The sequence below is a fragment of the Aquabacterium commune genome (assembly GCF_004362855.1).
Lineage (GTDB): Bacteria > Pseudomonadota > Gammaproteobacteria > Burkholderiales > Burkholderiaceae_C > Aquabacterium > Aquabacterium commune.
In genome coordinates, this window is record NZ_SNXW01000014.1 from 36,195 (window position 1) to 58,061 (window position 21,867).

Annotated in this window: 15 protein-coding genes and 1 pseudogene; 10 read left to right on the forward strand and 6 right to left on the reverse strand. The window is 62.8% G+C overall.

Features of this window, described 5'->3' with window-relative positions:
• The first annotated feature begins 13 nt into the window (after positions 1 to 13).
• Complete coding sequence (locus tag EV672_RS17275) at positions 14 to 6,070, forward strand: LPD38 domain-containing protein (protein WP_133611215.1); 6,057 nt, start codon at positions 14 to 16, stop codon at positions 6,068 to 6,070.
• Positions 6,071 to 6,234: 164 nt separating this feature from the next.
• Here EV672_RS17275 and EV672_RS17280 read toward each other — a convergent pair whose 3' ends face one another.
• From EV672_RS17280 to cadR, 3 genes are read right to left on the reverse strand one after another with little or no spacing between them, the layout of a single operon-like run.
• On the reverse strand, positions 6,235 to 7,293 hold the full coding sequence (locus tag EV672_RS17280) for a DMT family transporter (protein WP_133611216.1): 1,059 nt from the start codon (positions 7,291 to 7,293) through the stop codon (positions 6,235 to 6,237).
• Positions 7,290 to 7,910 carry a class I SAM-dependent methyltransferase gene (locus tag EV672_RS17285; protein WP_133611217.1) on the reverse strand — a complete coding sequence of 207 codons (621 nt, stop codon included), beginning with the start codon at positions 7,908 to 7,910 and terminating at the stop codon, positions 7,290 to 7,292. Before EV672_RS17285 ends, EV672_RS17280 begins: the two co-directional genes overlap by 4 nt.
• Before the next feature lie 19 nt (positions 7,911 to 7,929).
• Positions 7,930 to 8,361 (reverse strand): Cd(II)/Pb(II)-responsive transcriptional regulator, encoded by a 432-nt coding sequence (gene cadR / locus EV672_RS17290; RefSeq protein WP_133611218.1) that lies wholly within the window; start codon positions 8,359 to 8,361, stop codon positions 7,930 to 7,932.
• A 47-nt stretch (positions 8,362 to 8,408) separates the two neighbouring features.
• Here cadR and EV672_RS17295 point away from each other — a divergent pair.
• The 8 genes and pseudogenes from EV672_RS17295 to EV672_RS17325 all read left to right on the forward strand — a co-directional run bounded on the left by EV672_RS17295 (position 8,409) and on the right by EV672_RS17325 (position 18,138).
• A pseudogene (locus EV672_RS17295) lies at positions 8,409 to 10,696 on the forward strand (heavy metal translocating P-type ATPase).
• Between the two features lie 42 nt (positions 10,697 to 10,738).
• A complete protein-coding gene (locus tag EV672_RS17300; protein WP_133611219.1) occupies positions 10,739 to 11,104 on the forward strand; it encodes a hypothetical protein in 366 nt (121 codons plus the stop codon).
• 222 nt (positions 11,105 to 11,326) lie between these two features.
• Positions 11,327 to 11,464: a hypothetical protein gene (locus EV672_RS18755; RefSeq protein ID WP_166643626.1), complete on the forward strand. Its 138-nt coding sequence runs from the start codon at positions 11,327 to 11,329 to the stop codon at positions 11,462 to 11,464.
• Between the two features lie 12 nt (positions 11,465 to 11,476).
• Complete coding sequence (locus EV672_RS17305; protein ID WP_133611220.1) at positions 11,477 to 12,505, forward strand: TolC family protein; 1,029 nt, start codon at positions 11,477 to 11,479, stop codon at positions 12,503 to 12,505.
• A 15-nt stretch (positions 12,506 to 12,520) separates the two neighbouring features.
• The gene (locus EV672_RS17310; RefSeq protein ID WP_243738754.1) at positions 12,521 to 14,101 is read left to right on the forward strand and encodes an efflux RND transporter periplasmic adaptor subunit; all 1,581 of its coding nucleotides are present in this window, start codon (positions 12,521 to 12,523) and stop codon (positions 14,099 to 14,101) included.
• Positions 14,102 to 14,139: 38 nt separating this feature from the next.
• Complete coding sequence (locus EV672_RS17315; protein WP_133611222.1) at positions 14,140 to 17,331, forward strand: efflux RND transporter permease subunit; 3,192 nt, start codon at positions 14,140 to 14,142, stop codon at positions 17,329 to 17,331.
• A gap of 10 nt (positions 17,332 to 17,341) precedes the next feature.
• Positions 17,342 to 17,710: a hypothetical protein gene (locus tag EV672_RS17320; RefSeq protein WP_133611223.1), complete on the forward strand. Its 369-nt coding sequence runs from the start codon at positions 17,342 to 17,344 to the stop codon at positions 17,708 to 17,710.
• A gap of 95 nt (positions 17,711 to 17,805) precedes the next feature.
• Complete coding sequence (locus EV672_RS17325) at positions 17,806 to 18,138, forward strand: YnfA family protein (protein WP_133611224.1); 333 nt, start codon at positions 17,806 to 17,808, stop codon at positions 18,136 to 18,138.
• 149 nt (positions 18,139 to 18,287) lie between these two features.
• On the opposite strand, the gene EV672_RS17330 is transcribed toward EV672_RS17325, so the two are convergent.
• The 3 genes from EV672_RS17330 to EV672_RS17340 form a co-directional block, all read right to left on the reverse strand.
• Complete coding sequence (locus EV672_RS17330; protein ID WP_133611225.1) at positions 18,288 to 18,761, reverse strand: RES family NAD+ phosphorylase; 474 nt, start codon at positions 18,759 to 18,761, stop codon at positions 18,288 to 18,290.
• Entirely contained in the window at positions 18,758 to 19,396 is a 639-nt protein-coding gene (locus EV672_RS19165; RefSeq protein WP_243738755.1) for an antitoxin Xre/MbcA/ParS toxin-binding domain-containing protein, read from the reverse strand. The genes EV672_RS17330 and EV672_RS19165 overlap by 4 nt, the downstream gene beginning before the upstream one ends.
• A gap of 83 nt (positions 19,397 to 19,479) precedes the next feature.
• Complete coding sequence (locus EV672_RS17340; protein WP_166643627.1) at positions 19,480 to 20,397, reverse strand: DNA-binding protein; 918 nt, start codon at positions 20,395 to 20,397, stop codon at positions 19,480 to 19,482.
• 135 nt (positions 20,398 to 20,532) lie between these two features.
• Here EV672_RS17340 and EV672_RS17345 point away from each other — a divergent pair, with 135 nt between their 5' ends.
• Entirely contained in the window at positions 20,533 to 21,714 is a 1,182-nt protein-coding gene (locus tag EV672_RS17345; RefSeq protein ID WP_481725693.1) for a tyrosine-type recombinase/integrase, read from the forward strand.
• Positions 21,715 to 21,867 lie beyond the last annotated feature (153 nt).

Genomic DNA, 21,867 nt, shown 5'->3' on the forward strand with positions numbered 1-21,867 from the left:
CACGCTTGCCGTCATGGGTGACAGCGCTGCGATCAAGCAGCAACTTGCCGACGCTGGCATCCCCGCCCGCTCGGTCATGAAGTCAGCCACCGGCGTGGTGGTGGGCAAGACGCAGGCAGGCAAAGCCAAGGCGGCGCTGGCCCAAGGCAGGGAGGAGGCGAACAGCCTCCTGGATGACCGTGATCATGCGGCGTCTGTGCTCCAAGGTGCGCCTGTGGCAGTGCTGCGCGGGGATGAGGCCCCGGCGTCTGGTGGCATGAGCGCTCTGCGTGAATGGGCAACCGCACTGTTCGCAGCCGCAGGCGGCATGGCGAAGAACCCACGACTTGGCGACGTGACGCTGGACCAGCGTGCAGTCAGGGACTCGCTTGGCCACGGCATCAACAAGTTCAAGGCCGCTGCGTTTGCCGCCGTTGGGGATGTGTTGGCAAAGGGTGTGGTGATTGCCGAGGGCAAAACCGGTGATCGGTCCAGCTACTACGTCAGCGCGCCAGTGGTCATCGGGGGCGTTGATGACGTGGTCACGGTGCTTGTGCACCGCGATGAGCACACCCAGCGGATGTACCTGCACAGTGTGACGACCAAAGAAAATCTCCTGCAATCCCGGGTTTCCAGTTCTTCCAGCTCGACCGACGCATCGGCAAAGCATTCTGGCCCGTTGAGTGCAGGAGACGTCGGCAGTGTACTGCGCGAGCTTTTGACAAGCAAGACGGACACGCAGCCCATCCTCACCAGCCAGTCGGCCGACGAGCTCAAGGCCAAGACCGAGCGCGAAGACGCAGCGACCAAGGCCGCAGCCGCCAAGAAGGCGGCCGAGCAAGAGCGCTTGCGCCGTGAAGCCGAGGCCCGCGACAACAAGGCGCGCGCCGACTCGACCGTTGATGACTTCCAGCTGGGTCAGTCTGCAGACCAGCAGCTGTCGGGAATCACGGACATGTTCAGCCCGCAGGCTGACCCTGGGGCTGCCCGGAGTGACGAGGCTGGGGGCTCCCGGCCGGCGCCTGCGATCACCGCACCCACAGGAAAACCCGCGCCCGACAAGGGAGCGCGGCGCCTGACCGACGCCGGCGAGGAGCTGATCGGCAACCGTCGCAGCAAGCTCAAGGGCCTGGCATGGGATGACGTTTCAGCGATGAACGACACCCTCAAGGTGGCACAGGTCACCAAGTCGAATGTGTGGCCACGCCCGGACTACGCCAAGATGGTGGAAGACGGCGCACCCGCATGGAAGGCCGCCGCGCTCAAGGCGGTCTATGACAAGCTGGCCGCCGCCCCGGCAACGCGAGCTGCACCCACGGATGCGGACCTCAAGGCCTACATCGAGACCATGCACTCGGTTCGGGACGCCTTGACCGCTGAGCTTGACCGGGTGCAGGCGGCCGGCGGCGGCGATGACCTTCGGGTCTCATTGAAGGCTGACAACGTCTTTGGCAAGGTGTTCCCGCTCCCGACGGATGTGCGCTCTGCCTATGGCCGACCCAGTGCTTTTGACCGCACCAGCGAGCAGGGCAAGGACAACAATCGTCGGGCTTTGCTGATTGGTGGCAATGGCGCCATCCAGCCCCTGCAGTTCACTGGCCGGACGCTGGCCAAGGTGAATGAACTCTTGGCCGATGGCTTCCCCGCCAAGCAAGAGGCCTGGCAGAAGTCCTACGAGGTGCGCCCCGTTGAGATGCGCGACAGCGATGTGCCCGAAACTGAGCGTACGGGCCAGCCTCAGCAGCGGTTTGCCGTCTATGAGAAGGGTTCGCGCTTCCGCCTGGCCAAGGGCATGCAGGACGGCGGTTATGCAACGCAGGAGCAGGCCGAGGCCTTCGCCCGCACCTTGACGTCTCGCAAGCGTGAGGTCCAGCCGCCCAGCCGAGGCCTTGACCTTGCCGGCGTGACGCGCACAGGGCCGGACTGGCGCGGTGGCAAGGATGTGACCGCCGACCAGGTCATGGCGCACTTCGGTTTCCGTGGTGTCAACCTGGGGGAGTACGTCAAGGCCAAGCAGGATGTCGCTCAGCTGCACCTGAACCATGTGTTCGATGCTTTCAGTGACCTGGCTGACATCCTGGGTGTGCAACCCAAAGCAATGAGCTTGGGCGGCACGCTGGGTGTGGCCATCGGCGCGCAGGGTGGCGGCAAGGCTTTGGCGCACTTCATGCCGGGCGTCAACGAGATCAACATCACACGCGACGCTGGCGCTGGTGCGCTGGCTCACGAGCTCGGGCACGCCCTTGACCACTACTTTGCCGCCCAGCATGGCCGCGCGGTGTCGATGGCCAAGCGCCCCTACTTGTCGGCGGTGGTTGACACCTTGCGCGACCCCGGCGGTGTGCGGCCCGAGGTGATGGACGCAATGCGCCAGGTGATGAAGGCGCTCAACTCGCGCCCCATGACCGAGGCAGAGGCGCGCAAGTACATGGACGATCAGCGCGCCATGAACCAGCAGCGCTTTGATCGCTGGGTCAAGGAGTTCAAGGGCAACAAGGGTGCAGACCTCGCAGCGCTGGACGCCGTCGCCGAGAAGCTCAAGCGCGGCGATGTGGGCGAGCCCAGCGACACCGATGTGGAGTCGAACCTGGCCGAGTTCATGCGCGCATCTGGCCTCAAGCCCGGGGCCGGCATCGCAGCCAGTGCGTTCACCGCGGCCTATCGCTTGCGTGACTTGGCAGACGAGGCCCGCTTCATGGCCTCCCACATCCCTCAGGTGGCCACGAACTTCAGCAAGGCATCCGATGCCATGGATGCGAAGAAGTCGGGTGGCGAGGGCTACTGGTCAACGCCGTGGGAAAAGTTCGCCCGGGCGTTTGAGACCTTCGCCAAGGATGCCCTGCAAGACAGGCGGCGCGAGAGCCTGTACCTGAGCGGCCTGGTGGACAGCGCAGGCTGGCACGACTGGGCAGCATCGACGGGCAAGAACATCCCATACCCATCTGGGCCTGAGCGCCTGGACATGCAGCAAGCATTCCAGAAGCTGGTGGACACCATCGAGACCCGCGAGGACGACGCTGGCAACGTGGCAATGTTCAGCGTGCAAGGTGAAAGCGGCCAAGACCTACCGCTTCTCTCCCGTGGGCTGCGTGACGGCGTCTCCGGCGGCATCGGTGGCGGCATTTTGGGGATAGGAGAGAACCCATCCACCTTCCCTCGTCCAAGTCGCGCCACCATCAGAGCAGTGGATCTCAATGTAGTCGTCGCACTCAATCTCAAGGGGTGGCGGGGCATTGGCCTTGACAACATCGTCGCCGTCGACCACTGGACGGGTCTTCCCCAAGAAATTCTTGATGACGCGAAGAAGCGTGGTTTTCATGCGGGGGCAGTGGAGGGTGTGGCGTTCCGCGACAAAGTCTATCTGGTTCGCTCCAACTTGCGCGATGTGGAGCATGCGCAGCGTGTGCTGTTTCACGAAGCGCTGGGCCACCTCGGCGTCAAGGCCGCACTGGCCGGCAGGCCGACGACCACCCTCAATGCGCTGTGGGACAAGCTCAATGGACTGGCGGGTGTGGCCAAGCTGGCCAAAGGCATCGAGGTCGGCGACGGCAGCACCGCATGGGACCGCCTGCAGCCCTATGTGCAGGGCACCCAGGAAGATGTGACTGCCCGGCGCTCGATGATCGTCGATGAGCTGATTGCGTTCCTGGCCCAGGCCAACGACACCAGCGCGCTGACCCAGTTCAAGGCCTACATGGCCGATGTGAAGGGCGCCATCGTGGCGCTGCTGCGCAGGCTGGACCTGAACGGCCTGGCCGACCAGCTGGACCGCGCGGGTGCCGAGCTCGACGTCTTGCAGCTGGTGCGCGATGCGCGTCGCGCCATCCAGCGCGGCAAGACCCGCGACGGCGAGGCCTTCACGCTCGTGAGCCGTGCGCCGAACCCTGCTTTCAGCAAGAGCGATGAGGTGCCCCAGGCGGCTGCGTTCAAGACCGAAGCATTGTCCACCCCCAATGATGAGGGTGCGCGAAACGGCGCATCGGCTGGGGCAAGAGCGAGTGTGCAACAGGATCGCCGCGATGGTGATCAAGGCATGGCATTCAGCGTGCGCGATGACCGGCCGGTGGCATTGCCGGACGTCATCGTGGCCAACTCGCTGGCGGCAACTGCGAACCACCCCGACTATGTCGCTGCGAAGGCGGGTGACATTGCTGCTGCCGTGCGCCTGGCTGGTGATCTCGTGACGCCGGATCTGGTGGCCAAGGTGCGCGCGGCCTATGGGTCGGACATCATCGTGCAGCCGGTCACCGCAGAGGAGGCGGCCGGGCGCAACAAGATCCCTCTGGCTGGCGCCAAGGTGCTGGCCCGGGATCTGGGCGCCAGTGTTGGCCTGGAGGTGGTGCAGGGCAGCCGCGCGCACCGCACGGCCATGGACGGACTGGGCCGCCTGTTTGCCTCGCCCGAGTTCATCGGTGACGTGGTGCCTGGCGGACGCTACCTGCTGCTGGATGACACCCTGACGCAGGGCGGCACGTTTGCATCCCTTGCCAGCCACATCCAGCAAAACGGCGGCACCGTGGTGGGCGCCGTCGCGTTGACCGGCAAGCAGTATTCGGCGAAACTTCAGCTTTCCCCTGAGCTGCTGGGACAAGTCCGTGAAACCTACTCCGATGTCGAACCTGCATTCCGCGCCGCAACCGGCCGGGGCTTCGATGCGCTCACAGAGTCGGAAGCCCGCTACCTTGCCAAGCACAAGTCGCCTGACGACGTCCGAGGTCGAATCGCTGCGGCAGGACGCCAAGCAGGCAGCCGCGAAGATGGACGTGATGCTCAAGGCCCGCAAGGGCTGAATCCGTCCGCAGCGTCTGGCGATGACGCCGACGCTGTTTTCTCTGTGGGATCAGCGGTTCCGCCAGAAAAGCAACTTTCCAAAGATGCCCTTGAGGCGCTCGTGCGCCGCGAGGCGCCAACTGCGGATGCGTGGAAATCGATACAGGTTGTCGATGGTCCTGGTGCCATCGGGGTTGTCCCGCCAGCGGGGGTTGTGCCAAGTGGCGTTTCCCTCCCAGGAAAGATCTACCTTTTCCGGGACGGCATCGTCAGCGAGGCCGAGGCGATCAGGACGATCTTCCATGAGCTGTTCCACCTTGGTTTGAGCCAGTCGATGGGCCAGGATGCCTATGTGCAGCGCATGCTGCGGATGAGCTCCGACCCGCTGGTGCAACAGTATGCCTCCCGCTGGAAGCGCTCCGCAGATGGCGTGGCGCGCAAGGGCGCCATGCCGGTCAACAACTGGCACGCCCTGGCCGTCGAGGAGTCCCTGGCTGACATCGCTGAAGAACTGCACGCTGACCGTCAAGGCATCGGCACGCGCGGCAACATCCCGCAGTTTGTGCGCACCGCCGCGCGGTGGCTGGCCGACATGCTGCGCCACCAGATGAACCCGGTGCACGGCGTGTCTGCCACCCAGGGTGCCGCCCGGGTGTTCAAGTCGTTCGTGGGGTCGTGGATCCCGGTGAGCGACGTGGCGCCGAGCTTTGACAACGCCCGCGGTGTGGCCATGATCGGCGTGCCCGATGCGCTGGACCCCCTGGTCGAGCCGCTGCTGAACATGAACAGCTTCGGCAAGCAGCTCTACCCGGAGGGGTTCGGGCAAGACAAGATGCCCGACAGCGAGAAGGTTTTTGCCGGCCAAAAGGGCACCTTTGCCCACGGCGCTGCCCGCTTTATCAACTCCGCCACAGGCGGCAGCCAGTACCACGAGGGTTTCATTTCACTGACGCCCGCCACGATCAACAACGTGATCCGGGGCTACGGCGGTGGCGTGGCCAGCTTCGTGACGTCGATTGCCGACACCACGGCCACGCGCGGCATTGACCGCGACAGGACCGAATGGTGGCGCGCGCCGTTCGTCAAGCAGCTCTACGGCGAGGTTGACCGCATCCAGGACCAGGCGCTGGCCTACGACCGCCTGGGCGAGATCGAGAAGTCGGCCGAGCCGATGCGCCGAGCGCTCAAGGCCGGCGACCGCGAGGCGGCCCAGGCCATCGTGGAAGACGCCGGGCAGATCGCCAAGCTGGGGCCCGTGGCCACGGCTGCCCGCGAGCAGCTCACCCGCATCCGCAAGCATGAAATTCGGGTGATGGGGTGATCTCGGTTTCGGTGCAGCGAGTCCCGCCATCTAATTGGTGAAAACCCTTGGTTTGTTGCCTGCATGTTTGCCGACTTTGTCGTCTTGACCTTGAACATCGGCTGCAGTGAACCCCGCAGACCTGTAAAGCAGCGTCAGGCAATTGCTCACGAGGAGCGCCTCGATCAATGGGCGTGCCTATGGTGTACGTCTGGAAAATGCATATGACGGTGCGTCAATTTCACATGCTGATGGGGATGGGTGTGCGGCTCTTGACCATCCCATTTGAACTCGTGCTCGTGCTGGTGATGCTCGTCGTGACGATGCCCGTGTTCATGGTTTAGCTCCACGTGTTCGTGCTCATGCGAATGGTGTTCGGTGAGGTGCAACCAGACGCCCAAGACCATCAGCGCAGTTGCCGCCCAGAAGATGCTGCTGGTGGGCTCGCCAAACACGGCAATTGAAATGGCTGCGCCAACAAACGGTGCCGTAGAGAAATACGCACCGGTGCGTGCCGTCCCCAAACCGCGCAGGGCCAGAACGAACAGCACCAGACTCAGGCCGTAGCCGAAAAAGCCAATCAGCATGGCTGATGACAACAAACTGGCGGTGGGCCACGCGGCGCCCAGTGCCAAACCCAATGCCGTGTTGACGCTCCCGGCCACCAGGCCTTTGCTGCCTGCAATGAACAGGGCATCGGACGCCGACACCTTGCGCGTGAGGTTGTTGTCGATGGCCCAAGCCAGACACGCTCCCGCCAAAGCCAAGGGGCCGATGCCTGTCACTGACGTCTCACCTGTTGGCCAAGCCAGCACGGCACCACCTGCCACGATCAGTGCCATGCCCAGCACGATGCGGCGATCGGTGTTCTCACGAAACACCATCCACGCCAGCACGGCAGTCAGCACCGATTCCAGGTTCAGAAACAGAGATGCAGTGGCTGCGGTGGTGTGTGCCAGGCCGACCATCAGCAACAGCGGGCCCAGCACACCACCAAAGGCAATGGCACCCAGCAACCAGGGCCACTCCTGGCGCGGCATGCCAGGTGACTGCCAACCTTTGTCGCGCACCAGGCGGACCAGCGTCAAACCCAGGCCGCTGCCCAAATAGAGCAAACCAGCCAGCAAGAAGGGCGATGCGGTGGCAAAGCCCGCGCCAATGAGCTGCTTGGCAAACGGCGTGCTCGCGCCGAACAGGATGGCGGCGCCCAAGGCAGGCCAGGCCGCACGGTGCAACCCACTCATGTAGTGTGCTTTCGGCACATGCAGTAGATGAACTGCTGCTCGGCCCCAGCGGGGGTGTGGTGCACATGCTCTTCGTGGGCCAGCATGGTGAAGGCCTCGCCGAACTCGGCGTGCAATTCGTCTGGTGCGTAACGCATGACTGGCAGGCCACTGCACTGTGTCGGGCCTTTGCTCCCAAACGTGGCCATGATGACGTGGCCACCCGGCTTGAGCGCGCGCAAGACCTGCCTGACATACGCCTCACGGTCTGCCTGCGTCGTCAGAAAGTGGAAAACGGCGCGGTCGTGCCACAGGTCGATGCTGTGGGGCGCAAAGATCGCACGGGTGATGTCGGCCTCCACCCATGTCACGCGATCGGATCGGGCACCCAGGCGGTGCCGACTTTCTGCTAAGGCTGCGGCGGACAGATCCAGCACCGTCACATTGGTATAGCCATCGTCCAGCAGGTCATCGACCAGCGTGGAGGCCCCACCACCGACATCGATGATGGCCGCGCCTCGGCCGAGGCCACTTGCCTTGACCAGCCGCATGGACATGTCGGCGCGCTGCTGAAACCAGCTCACGCTGTCCGGCGCCTTGGTGGAGTAGACCTTTTCCCAGTGATCCTTGTTCTGCATGCGGCACTCCTTGAGGTGTTCAACCCAGATGGGTGTGTCTTTCCGATTTGGCTTCGGTTTCCATGATCGCAAGCCCTTGCAAGATGCCGCAGGACTGCACGGCTTGCTCGCTTTGACATCGCTGGCGTAAGGTGGTCAATTGAAGCTTGAGGTGGGTGAGTTCCCGGATGCGCTCGTCAACGTGGGCGATGTGTTGATCGAAGACCTCGTTCACCGCGCCACACCCTTGCTCCGCTTGGTCTGCCAGACCCAGCAAAGTGCGAATCTCATCGTGGCTCATGTCCAGCGCACGACAGTTGCGGATGAAGCGAAGGCGCTCGACATGCTCTGGCCCGTACACACGGAAGTTACCGCCCGTGCGCGCGGGCGCAGCCAGCAGGCCTTCCTTCTCGTAGTAGCGGATGGTCTCGACCGTGCACTGCGCGACCTGGGCCAATTCACCGATTTTCATGAGGACTCCAAAAACCACTTGACTCTATAGTAGCTTCAGGTTGTGTAATGAGCAAAACTTTGATCTCAATGCCCATGTCCACCCATCACGAACACCATTCACACGACGACCACGATCATGGCGATGAACCGGGCTGCGAGAAGCCCCAGACACCCGTGCGGCCCGCTGCGTCATGCGAGACGGCTTGCTGTGGCCACGATGTGAAGGCCGCACCAGTGGCGTTGGGCCAGTCCGTCGTCATGGGGGCAAGCACCCAAACCCCCATCCGCATCATGCAGATGGACTGCCCGACGGAAGAAGCCTTGTTGCGCAAGAAACTGGGCGGCATGGTTGGTGTCTCCGGCATGGAATTCAACCTGATGCAGCGTGTGCTGACAGTGACGCACGAGCCTCGGGCCCTTGAGTCGGTACTCGATGCGGTCCGCTCTTTGGGTTTCACGCCGGAAATCGACACGGGCACCGCATCCGATGCGGCCCTCACACCTGAGCCCTCCAAACCCTGGTGGCCGCCACCGCTTCTGAGGCGGTGCACTGGTTCGGTTTGCCGACATGGCTGGCCGCTTTGCTGGCGGTCACTGCCGTGCTGGCCTGCGGCATCACGACCTACAAAAAGGGTTGGGTGGCCATCCGCAATGGCAACCTGAACATCAACGCCTTGATGAGCATTGCCGTCACAGGCGCGCTGGTGCTGGGCCAGTGGCCCGAAGCGGCCATGGTGATGGTGTTGTTCACGGTGGCCGAGCTGATCGAGGCCAAGTCGTTGGACCGTGCGCGCAACGCCATTCAGGGCTTGATGCAACTGGCGCCGGAGCGCGCCACCGTCTTGCAGGACGACGGCAACTGGCAAGAGGTCGAAGCCAAGTCGGTGGCCCTCCGGGCGCGTGTGCGTATCAAGCCGGGTGAGCGCATCGCATTGGACGGCACTATCGTCAGTGGTCGCTCGGCGATCAACCAGGCCCCAATCACCGGCGAGAGCCTGCCCGTGGACAAGACCGAGGGCGATGCCGTCTTTGCCGGGACCATCAACGAGTCGGGCTCTTTCGAATACGTCGTGACGGCGGCTGCGGACGACAGCACCTTGGCGCGCATCATCCATGCGGTGGAAGAAGCGCAAGGGGCGAAGGCGCCGACACAGCGATTCGTCGATCAATTCGCACGCGTCTACACGCCCGTGGTATTTGCCATCGCACTGGCCGTGGCCATCCTGCCGCCGCTGTTGATGGGGGGCGCATGGTTTGACTGGGTTTACAAGGCGCTCGTTCTGCTGGTCATCGCTTGCCCCTGCGCACTGGTGATCTCGACCCCTGTGACCATCGTGAGTGGCCTGGCCGCAGCGGCACGCCAAGGCATCCTGATCAAGGGTGGAGCCTATCTGGAAGAGGGTCGCAAGCTGGCTTGGCTGGCCCTGGACAAGACAGGCACGATCACCCACGGTAAGCCAGTGCAGACGGACTTCGCCGCGTTGAATGGCCATGGCGAGGCGGACGTTCGCAGCCTGGCCGCCAGTCTGGCCAGCCGCTCCGACCACCCGGTGTCCCGCGCCTTGGCCACTGCGGCCCAACAAGACGGCATCGCCTTGCAAAACGTGGATGCGTTTGAGGCGCTGCCTGGACGTGGGTCCAAGGGACTTATCGGCGGCAAGGTCTACCTTCTGGGCAATCACCGCCTGATCCATGAGCAGGGCCGCTGTTCCGAGGCATTGGAGGTACGTTTAACCTCCCTGGAAGAACAAGGCAAGACGGTCATCTTGCTGACAGACGAAGAAAGCGTTCATGGCATGTTTGCCGTGGCCGACACCGTCAAGGACAGCAGCCGTCAGGCCATCGCCGAACTTCACGCGCTGGGCATCAAGACGGTCATGCTCACGGGCGACAACGCCCACACGGCCGGAGCCATTGCGGCGCAGGTGGGCATCGACGAGGCCCAAGGCGACATGCTGCCCGAGGACAAGCTCAAGGCCATCGAGGGCAAGATCGAGCAAGGTGGTTCAGTGGGCATGGTGGGCGATGGCATCAACGACGCGCCCGCGCTGGCCCGTGCCGACATCGGCTTTGCCATGGGCGCGGCGGGCACAGGCACCGCCATCGAGACGGCCGATGTGGCCCTGATGGACGACGATTTGCGCAAGCTGCCGCGTTTTGTGCGCCTGTCGCGCCGCACCCATGCGCTGCTGGTTCAGAACATCGTACTGGCCCTTGGCATCAAGGCGGTGTTCCTGGTCCTGACGCTGACGGGCCTGGGCACGATGTGGATGGCCGTGTTCGCGGACGTGGGCGCCAGCTTGTTGGTCGTTGGCAATGGCTTGCGGCTGCTGCGTGTCAATTCGTCACGCTGATCGGGTTCAGATTTTGTTTTGTATGCCGATATACTCAGCGCCATGCGTCGATTGATCGCCATTTTCCTGCTGGTCCTACTGCCGTTCCAAGCCGTTTGGGCTGCCATGGAACCGTATTGCCTGCATGAAAACGCGCAGAGTCAATCGCATCATTTCGGGCACCACGAGCATCAGCACCACGCGGATACCGACGTCGCCCAACATGATGACGACACCAAGAACACCGGCAAGGCATCGGCGATGCTCGATCACGATCACCATTGCTGGTCGGGTGCATCGTTGCTGTCTGCTGCTGTGCCACTGCCTGGGCCATTGCCTCAGGCTGCCGGGGTAGCCTCGCCGCTGGCGAGTTACGTCTCCTTCGATGCGACCCGCATTGAACGCCCGAATTGGACTGTCTCGCTCTGAGTCGGCGAGACGGGTTTTTGCACATCCTCTGATGTGATCCTGGCCATGTCAGGCTGGTGGGCCACCACCCGCTTAGAACATGCGCTGTGTGACCAACGCGCTCAAACTGAGCCCTTGACCTGTTCGCCGAATGTCCCCTGCTGATTTGCGGAGAATTCGATGCGACGATTTGATGTTTCCCGGGCGGCGCGCACGGCTTGTGCGGCCCTGTGTGTTCCCTTCATGTTTCAAGCAGCTTGGGCTCAAGGCCTGAGTCTGGATGCGGCGCTGGCCACGGCGCTTGCACACCACCCTGATTTGCGCGCCTCGATGCTGGAGCGCGAGGCCAGCGAAGGCGCCACCCAACAAGCCGGTGCCTGACAAAACCCCGAGTTGTCCACGCTGGTGGAAGACACTCGGCAGGCCACGCGCACCACCACCATCCAGTTGAACCAGCCCATCGAGTTGGGCGGCAAGCGCTCGGCTCGCATCAGCGCGGCGCGGGCGGCCCAAGGTCAGGCCGAGCTGGATGTGGCCGCGCGGCGTGCCCAGGTCAGGTCGCAGGTGATGGCGGCGTTTTACGGCGTGGCTGTGGCGCAAGAACGGATAAGGCTGTCCGATGAGCTGGGTCGCTTGTCTTCTCAAGCGCGTGAGACGGCCTCCAAGCGGGTGCTGGCAGGCAAGGTCTCGCCCGTTGAGGAACTCAAGGCGCAGGTGGCTGAGGCCCAGGCGCTGTCTGCGAGCACCGTTGCCCACAGCGAGTGGCGTGCTGCGGTGGCCCAACTGCGACAGGCCTTGGGTGATCCAACCGTCAAGTTCGAACGTGTCGACGCTGACATCGGGCGGCTGCCCTCCGCTGGACTGTGGGAGCCCCTGGCTCAACGCCTGGAGACCGCCCCGGCCATCGCTCGGGCGCAACAAGAAATCTCGCGCAGGCAGGCCCTGAGTGATCTGGAGCGGGCACGTCGCACTCCAGATCTGACGGTGACGCTGGGTGCCAAGCGCGACCAGCAGTTGGGCCGCGATCAGCCCATCTTGGGTGTGAGCCTGGTGCTGCCGCTGTTTGATCGCAATCTGGGCGCCATCCTGGAAGCCAGTCGCCGCGAGGACAAGGCGCGGATCGAGCTGGAGGCCGTGCGTGCCAGCGTCGAGGCGCAGGCCACCCAGGCCTTGGCACAACTGAGCGCCACGCTGGCGCAGGCTCAGACCCTGCGCGACAAGGTGCTGCCCGCCGCACGGCAAGCGTTTGCAGCCAGCACCAAAGGCTACGAGTTGGGCAAGTTCGGATTCCTGGACGTGCTGGACGCCCAACGCACCCTCTTCGAAGCAGAAACACAGGCGCTGAGCGCCGCCGCCCAGGCCTATCAGGCCGACGCCCGCTTGCTTGAGCTGCTGGGCGAGCCCACCCCGACGAAAGACTGACCCATGAACAACCCCATGAAACACAAATCCTGGCTGGCCATTGCGGTCGTCGTCGTTTTGGGCGCGCTGCTGGGCTGGGCGATCCTCCTGAAGGACAAGCCCAAGGCCCACGATGAACACGGCCAAGCCGAACATGCAGAGGCCGAGGGGCATGCCGATGATGAGCACCATGGTGCTGCCGCAGCCAAGCCTCATGCCGACGACAAAGAGCACGGTGACGAAGAGCACCATGAAGATGCCACAGAGGCCAAGCCCGCCAAAGGCCCCCACGGTGGCCGCCTGTTCAACGCTGGCGCTTATGGCCTGGAAGTCACCATCTTCGAGACCGATGTGCCACCCGAGTTCCGCCTCTACACCTATCAGAATGGCAAGCCCCTGGCCCCAGGCCAGACCACGGCGAAGCTGACGCTGGAACGCCTGGGCCGTGAGCCGCAAGTCATCCAGTTCAAACCCCAGGGTGACTTCCTGCGAGGTGATGCCGAGGTGGTCGAGCCCCATTCCTTCAAGGTCACGGTTGAGGCTGCGCAAGGCGGGCAAACCCATCGCTTTGGCTATGAGCAGGAAGAAGCCCGTGTGACCATGAGCGATGCCCAGCTCCAGCAGGCCGGGGTGACGCTGGCCGTGGCGGGCCCGGCGCGCATCCAGAGCCAACTGGCCTTGCTGGGCGAGGTCCGCTACAACGGCGACCGCACCGTGCAGGTGGTGCCGCGCCTGGCGGGGCTGGTCGAGGCCGTGCCTGTCAGCGCGGGTGAGCGCGTTCGCAAGGGTCAAGTGCTGGCTGTGCTTTCGAGCCCTGCGCTGGCCGATCAACGCGCCGAAGGCGTTGCGGCTCAGAAGCGTCTGGCCTTGGCGCGCACCACCCATGATCGCGAGAAAAAGCTCTGGCAAGACAAGATCTCTGCCGAACAAGACTACCAACAGGCACGCGCGGCCCTGCAAGAGGCCGAGATCGCTGAGCAGAACATCCGCCAGAAGTTGGCCAACCTGGGTGCCACGGCCACCAGCGGCGGCAACCTGACGCGTTTTGAACTGCGCTCGCCCATTGACGGCATCGTGACCGACAAGCGCATCACGGTGGGCCAATCGGTGGGCGAGACCGAGCCAGTGTTCACTGTCTCGGACCTGTCCTCTGTGTGGGTGGAAGCGCCTGTGGCCACCAAGGACCTGGGCACCATCCGCACAGGTCTGGCCGTACAGGTCAAGGCCTCAGGCTTTGACGCCCAAGCAGCGGGCACGATCACCTACGTCAGTGCCCTGGTGGGTGAGCAGACCCGAAGCGCCACGGCGCGGGTTGTTTTGCCTAACCCCAAGGGGCTTTGGCGCCCGGGTTTGCCGGTGACCGTGGAGGTCACCTCAAGCGAGGCCGAGGTGCCCGTGGCCGTTCAGGTGGACGCCATCCAAAGTGTGCGCGATTGGCAGGTGGTCTTTGGCCGCTACGGCCAGCAGTTGGAGGCGCGCCCCCTGGAGCTGGGCCGAAGCGACGGCCGTGTGGTGGAGGTGCTCAGTGGTTTGAGCGCAGGCGAGCGTTACGCCGCCAAGAACAGCTTTGTGATCAAGGCTGAGTTGGGCAAGGCAGGAGCCAGCCATGACCATTGAACGCACCCCTTTGTCTGAATGCTTCAAGGAGCCCAGCCATGTTTGAACGCATCTTGCGCTTTGCGCTGGAGCAGCGCTGGCTGGTGTTGCTCGCCACGCTGGCGGTTGCCGCCCTGGGCGTTTTCAGCTACCAGCATTTGCCGATTGACGCTGTGCCGGACATCACCAACGTCCAGGTCCAGGTCAACACCGAGGCCTCAGGCTACTCGCCGCTGGAGGCCGAGCAGCGTGTGACCTTTCCCATCGAGACGACGATGGCAGGCTTGCCGGGATTGAAGGAGGTGCGCTCCCTGTCGCGCTATGGCCTGTCACAGGTCACCGTGGTGTTCAAGGACGGCACCGACATCTACTTTGCCCGCCAACTGGTCAACGAGCGCATCCAGGAGGCACGCGGCAAACTGCCTGCAGGCCTGGCCCCCTCTCTGGGGCCTATTGCCACCGGCCTGGGCGAGATCTACATGTGGACGGTTGAAGCCAAGCCCGGTGCCCTCAAGGCCGACGGTCAGCCCTACACCCCCATGGATCTGCGCGAGATCCAGGACTGGATCATCAAGCCTCAGTTGCGCAATGTGCCCGGCGTGACTGAGATCAACACCATTGGCGGTTTTGCCAAGGAGTTCCAAGTGGCACCCGATCCGGCCAAACTGGTCGCCCATGGCCTGAGCCTGAGCGATCTGGTCACGGCCCTGGAGCGCAACAATGCCAATGTGGGCGCAGGCTACATCGAGCGGCGTGGCGAGCAGTACCTGATCCGCGCGCCTGGCCAGGTGCAGGGCATGGCGGACATCGGCAGCATTGTCGTCAAGCAAGCGCAGGGCGTCAGCGTTCGCATCCGCGATGTGGCCGAGGTGGTGCTGGGCAAGGAGTTGCGCACCGGTGCGGCCACCGAGGATGGGCGCGAGGTGGTGCTGGGCACCGTGTTCATGCTGATTGGCGAGAACAGCCGCGATGTGTCCAAAGCGGTCGACGTGCGCCTCCAGCAGGTCAACAAGTCCTTGCCCGCAGGCGTGATCGCCAAGACGGTTTATGACCGCACCGTGCTGGTGGACAAGGCGATTGCCACGGTCAAGAAGAACCTGTTCGAAGGGGCTGTGCTGGTCGTCGTGATCCTGTTTGCCTTCCTGGGCAACTTCCGAGCGGCCTTGATCACGGCCATGGTGATCCCGCTGGCGATGCTGTTCACGTTCACGGGCATGGTGACCCAGCAGGTCAGTGCCAACCTGATGAGCCTGGGTGCGCTGGACTTCGGCATCATCATCGACGGTGCGGTGGTGATCGTGGAGAACTGCGTGCGGCGCCTGGCGCACGCCCAAGCGCATCACGGACGCCCCTTGACCCGAAGCGAGCGTTTCCACGAGGTGTTTGCAGCGGCGCAGGAGTCGCGCCGTCCCCTGTTGTTCGGGCAACTCATCATCATGGTGGTCTACCTGCCCATCTTTGCCTTGACGGGTGTTGAGGGCAAGATGTTCCATCCCATGGCTTTCACTGTGGTGGCGGCCTTGTTGGGCGCCATGATTCTGTCGATGACCTTCGTCCCGGCAGCCGTTGCGCTGTTCCTGACGGGCTCGGTCAGCGAGAAGGAAAACCGCCTGATGGGTTGGGCCAAGCGCGGCTATGAGCCTCTGCTGGACAAGGCCATGTCCCGCCAGCCACTGGTGCTGACCATCACGGGTGTGTCGGTGGCCTTGGCCGTGTTGATGGCCACCCGCATGGGCAGCGAGTTCATCCCCAGCCTGGACGAACACGACATCGCTTTGCACGCGCTGCGCATCCCAGGTACCAGCCTGAGCCAGGCCATCGAGATGCAGGCACAACTGGAGCGCACCATCAAGGCCTTCCCTGAAGTCGAGGCGGTGTTCGCCAAGCTGGGCACGGCCGAGATCGCCACCGATCCGATGCCGCCCAGCGTGGCTGACACCTTCGTGATGCTCAAGCCACGTGAGCAATGGCCCGATCCCAAGCGGCCCAAGGATGACCTGGTCAAGGCCTTGCAGGTGGCCGTGATGAAGGTACCCGGCAACAACTACGAGTTCACCCAGCCCATCCAGATGCGCTTCAACGAGTTGATATCTGGCGTGCGCAGCGATGTGGCCGTCAAGGTGTTTGGCGATGACATGGACACGCTCAACGAGACTGCGGAGCAGATCTCCAAGGTCCTGGAGGCCGTGCCTGGGGCCGAGGATGTCAAGGTGGAGCAGACCACAGGCCTGCCCATGCTATCTGTGAAGATCGACCGCGAGAAGGCTGCGCGCCTGGGCTTGAACGTGAGCGACATTCAGGACACGCTGGCCACGGCACTGGGTGGGCGCGAGGCAGGGGCGGTGTTCGAGGGTGACCGCCGGTTCGACATCCTGGTGCGCCTGCCAGAAAACCTGCGCAGCGACCTGGACGCTTTGGGGCAGTTGCCCATTCGTCTTCCCGCCAACGCTGAGGGTGAACACGCGGGCTTTGCCCGACTGGGCGATGTGGCCACGATGGACCTGACCCCTGGCCCCAACCAGATCAGCCGCGAAGAAGGCAAACGCCGTGTGGTCGTCACCGCCAACGTGCGCGGGCGGGACATCGGCAGCTTTGTGGGTGAGGCGCAAGCCAAGATCGAAGTTGGGGTCAAGGTGCCAGCCGGTTACTGGACCACCTGGGGCGGCACCTTTGAGCAATTGCAATCGGCCTCGCGCCGTCTGGCCATCGTGGTGCCCGTGGCCTTGTTGCTGGTCTTCCTGTTGCTCTTTGCCATGTTTGGCAACGTCAAGGATGGTTTGCTGGTGTTCACCGGTGTGCCCTTTGCTTTGAGCGGCGGTGTGGCGGCGCTGTGGCTGCGGGACATTCCCTTGTCGATCTCGGCAGGAGTGGGTTTCATCGCATTGTCGGGTGTGGCCGTGCTCAATGGCTTGGTGATGATTGCCTACATCAGAAGCCTGCGCGAAGGCGGCATGGCCCTGGAGCCAGCGATCAGAGAAGGGGCCCTGACACGCCTGAGGCCAGTGCTCATGACCGCCCTGGTGGCCAGCCTGGGCTTTGTGCCCATGGCGGTAGCCATTGGCACCGGCGCCGAGGTGCAGCGACCGTTGGCCACGGTGGTGATCGGCGGAATCTTGTCATCGACCGTGTTGACCCTGTTCGTGCTGCCGCTGTTGTACCGGCTTGCACACCGCTTGGACGACGCCATGGATCTCGGCGTCGCGCTGAATATTCATCCCGAAGTTTCGGGAAAGAGCAATACCCACCTTTAAGGAGTTGATCATGACGAGACGCTTGCTTGCGATGACATTGATTTTTTCGAGCCTGCTGAGTTCGTGCGCAGCCTTCAGGTATGAGCCGTATGGCTATCAGGAGGGATGGCGTAGAGCACAAGTTCTTGAGATCGGGCTAGCCAAAACGGCGATGGAGTACGCCAACAAGGACTGTCGTGCCGAACTGGGAAACGATGCGCCCTACGCACGTTACGCCGTGACTTCCTATAGCTATGGCTCTAGCCAAAAGTTACGGACTAAACGGGTAGTCGCCGTACCCAATGATTTGCAGTTGAAGGTTGGAGAGTGGATATACATCAACATCACCGATTGCAAGAAGCCCCTTAAACGGGTTGATTCAAGGGAAAGGTTGCCGTGAATTTCATGCCCGGTTAGGAGCGAAATACTTGCACTCGTACGGCCACCGTTCTCCATCCTGCTTTAGATGCAAGTGGTGTGTAGGAAAATGACGGCATGGACCTGTTCAAAACCTTCTTGATTTTCGCTGTCACGGCCGTCGCGGAAATCGTGGGGTGCTACCTACCTTACCTGTGGCTTCAACAAGGGCGCTCAGCTTGGCTCTTGGTGCCCGCAGCGGCCAGCTTGGCACTGTTTGCGTGGTTGCTGTCGCTGCACCCAAGTGCCGCCGGTCGCGTCTATGCCGCATATGGTGGGGTGTACATCGGCGTGGCAGTGGTGTGGCTGATGCTTGTGGACAAGGTCCAGCCTACAGCGACAGACTGGATAGGGGTGTCCGTTAGCTTGTGCGGCATGGCCATCATCATGTTTGGGCCTAGAGCGGCCTGATCATCGCGCTAAGTCTGCGTGGGTGAACTCGTGCCAAGCCGCTCCCCGCTTTTGGGTTGGACAGCCGTGGGCATTGATGAATGGGAGATCCCTGTCCAAGAATGAATGTCCCAGATCGCCGCAAAACCGACGTCCTGCCCGATGCCTGTCTATGCACGAAAAAGCTTGTTGTACTCGAACGGCCGGATCACCTTCGCGGTGATCTTGGCCGAAGCTGGATGCAGGGGATTGATCAGGGCAGCCAATTCCTCGGGCACGATCACCGACGGCACCAGCAAGATGGGCGATCTCATGGATGCCAGCCAGGTCGATCCGACCTGGACACTGGCACCCCCAGCAGGGATGGCTGACCAGGTTGCGGGCAGAGATGCAAGTGCCACCACTTCATGCATGGCCCACACGTCGTCTGGCACATTGATTTCGACCAAAAACCGATTGAGAGGCAAACCAGCATCGTCGATGTGCGCGGCGGTCTCCAGCACCGCAATGGCGATGGTCGGCGCACTGTAGATGACGGCTTGCTTGTCGTCATTCCAGCGGCCTGGTGAGGCCGCAGCCCCGCCGCCGCTGAGGTCATGTGCGGCGTATTTGCGCGTCTCGGCCGCGATGCGCCACAACTTCACAGGTAGGCACCGCTGTGGATGGCGCCCAGCAACTGGGCCACGATTTCCACCCCGGTTGGGGTATCCAGATAGTCAGCAGGTTTGCGCCCGCCCAGTGCGGGTTGGGGGCGCTCGATCCATTGGCCCAGCCACTTTACGGTGTCAAAGTCCTTAGCATCGGCAGCCGTGCTGTCTTCAACGATGTCCTGGGCGATGCCCAGCAGCTTGATCATGCCAATGGCGGCCAGACCAGCCCTGCCATCAACCACGGCGCCTGCAGCAGATTTGCGTGCAGCCGTCGCCGGGGGGATGCGCAACATGGCAAACACCCGTGACGACGGTAACTCCATGCGCTTGGACAGGTCTGTGATGAACGTGCCTGCCACCCCCTGACGCTCCATCTCCACCATCTGCACGGGCGTGGCCTCATGCACCTGCTTGAGGTAGGCGTCCACGCCCTGGCTGCGCTTGTAGCCCAGCACAACAACGCCACCAGTAGCAGCCCCAGCAGTGGATGGTTTCACTGGTTGAAATTGCCCGGCAGGCTTGCGGGCGCGGCTGGTGACGCTCACACCCGCAGTAGCAGAAACAGCCTTGGCGGTCTTGCCAGATGAGCGTTTGCCTGCAGAGATAGGTTTGATCGCAGCGGTTGCCATGATGTTCTTTCAGTGCTTTCAATCAATTGAGATGAAGTTTAGTCTCAATTGAGGAAAGACACCAGAGGCACGCCCAGGCCAAGTCAGCGCATCCGGCGCCTGGCCGACAATTTGTTGGCGCCTGCGCTACGCAAACGCGTCAGGGACGAGTGATCACCGTCGCTGGACGCCAAACGTCTTTGCAGCTGATCCCGTTCAACCCGCAGCGCAGCTTGGGAGACTTCCAGTTCAGCGTTGTGCTGGCGCAGTTGATCGACCTGCTGCAGGGCTTGAGCCAACTTCTCGGCCTGGGCTTTGGCGGCCTTGTCCAGGGTAGCCCGGACGGCGTCAAGCTCCTTTTGAACCCGTGCGGCATTGCCGCGCTCTCGATCGATCTCCAGCAGGAGTCGGCGCTGCTCTTCGGTTGCTCTCTGCTCGGCATCCCGGGCCGCATCGACGAAAGCGGTCAACTCCTGGCGCTGTGCCGCGAGCTGCTGGATCTGCTGTTCCAAGCCCGTCCTCAGGCCTTCGTCGTGGGCCACGCGCTGTTCCAGATTTCGGAGCTGTTCCGCAAGGGCTGCGCCATGTGCCTGCTCAGAGACAAGCTCATGGCGTGCGTGGCCTTCCTGCTGCTTGGCTGCAGCGATGGCTTGGTTGGCCGCGTCCACCTGGTGTTGGGTGTCCAGCCGGACGGCGGCGCAAGCCTCATCCGCCAATGACCGCGCTTGTTGCCACAGCTTGGCCGTCAGTTCGCCTGCAGCGTCTCTCAAGGCCTCAGGAATGTCGGGGTGCTCAATGCGCACACGACTTTTCTCACGCAGGTTCTCCCAGAACCTGGCCAACGCCTCGGCCGGGGCACTCATGCTGCCTTTGCGCACCAACTGGTAGAGCTTGTTGGCTGTGGGCGTGATCCCGTAGCGGAAGAACAGGACCGTGCAGACCTCGCGATAGAGGTCCTGGGTGTCTGGGAATCGAGGGCGCAGCGCCTCGATGTCAGCCTGCAGGCGGGCCTCATCGGTCATGGTCATCCTCCAAATTTACGGGTAAATAATACAACGTAATACGTTGATATATTTTGCATTCAAGCAATTCTATGGACATAATTCATCTTATGTCCATAGAATGCCGTTTGATGCTATTTTGAAATCACTGACACCGTGAACGCGCTTGTCCCGATTGATCAGATGCTGATTTCGCCACATCTCACCGGGCAAGATGGGCTCAACCGCTCGCATGCCCGAAGCCAGGTGGTGGCGGACGACGACCGCTCGGCGGTGCTCGCCTGGCTGGCCAGGTATGCCGGCACGCCCGCCACGTTGGCCAGCTACCGCAAGGAGGCCGAAAGGCTTTTGCTGTGGTGTGTGCACCAACGCGGCCTGGCCATGTCTTCGCTGACCCATGAGGACGTGCTGATATACGAGCGCTTCCTGGCTGACCCGCAACCGGCCGAGCGCTGGGTCATGACCATGCGCCAGCGCCCAGGACGAGATTCGCCACACTGGCGGCCGTTTGCAGGGCCACTGTCGAGCGCCAGCCAACGCCACGCGCTGTCCATCATCAACGCCATGTTTTCTTGGTTGGTGGAGGCGGGCTACCTCGCTGGTAACCCGCTTTCGCTTGGCCGTCGCAAGCGCCGTGTAGGCCCACGGCAAACCAGCCGCTTCTTGCCCCATGAGCACTGGGATGAGGTCAAAGCGACGATCCTGGCCATGCCCACGGACACGGGGCGAGAAATGGCCCACGCCGCCCGCTGCAGATGGCTGTTTTCTCTGCTCTACATCGGTGGGCTGCGCGTCTCTGAGGTCACGTCCAGCACCATGGGTGGCTTCTACAGCCAGCGTGATCGCGCAGGTGTCGAGCGCTGGTGGCTGGAGGTTACCGGCAAAGGCGACAAGTCGCGGATCATTCCAGCTACGGCCGAGTTGATGGCCGAACTCATGGCCTACCGCAAACTCCACAGCTTGTCAGCACTGCCATCAAGCGGCGAAAGCCGTCCGCTGGTGTTGCCCATCATCGGTGCCCAGAAACCACTGGCACGCAGCGCCATCCATGAAATCGTCAAGGGTGTCATGCGCGGGACGGCCGATCGCCTGCGCGCCAAAGGACGGGAATGGGACGCTGCGGCATCTCAGATCGAGGAGGCGTCCACGCACTGGTTGCGCCACACGGCAGGCACACACATGACGGATGCCGGGATGGACGTGAAGACAGTGCGCGACAACTTTGGCCACGCCACCATCAGCACAACCAGCATTTACGTCCACAGTGAAGATGATGCGCGGCACGATGCCACGCAGGTTGCCCACAGGATCAGGTGGGATGCCGAGCTCAGTTCATAGCCGGCATATAGGAATAAAGACGGCACGCCTTATTACTTTTTGGCTTATGTGCTATTTCGGGGTCTCCTCGTTTTCAGTGCAATAAGTGACGGTACGCAAAGCTAGCACTGGCGCGGGGGTGGTCTGGGTAGACCGTTGATTTCATTGACTTTC